Source organism: Brucella sp. TWI559, assembly GCF_039674265.1.
GTDB classification, from domain to species: Bacteria; Pseudomonadota; Alphaproteobacteria; order Rhizobiales; family Rhizobiaceae; genus Brucella; species Brucella chromiisoli.
Genome location: NZ_JBDJNE010000097.1, coordinates 1 through 223 on the forward strand (window position 1 = coordinate 1; position 223 = coordinate 223).

The window sequence follows — 223 nt, forward strand, 5'->3', positions numbered from 1 at the left end:
GAGCCGGGTGGGACAGCGACGATCTACAATGCTGATGGCAGCGTGCTTGACACGGTTGATCTTGGCGAGAGCGGCACTGCGACTTATGTTGCTGCTGCGAGCAATGGCCAGAACATCACGGTGACGCAAAGCGATGCTGCTGGCAATGAATCGGAAGCGGCTTCTGCGACACTCCCCGATACGCTTGATCCGGATGCACCAACGGTTACAGTCGGCTCTGACG

At 58.3% G+C, this 223-nt stretch carries 1 protein-coding gene; it reads left to right on the plus strand.

From position 1 onward, the window contains the following. Positions 1-223: Ig-like domain-containing protein (locus tag ABE530_RS19780; RefSeq protein ID WP_499695744.1), on the plus strand; the 223-nt coding region annotated here is incomplete at both ends.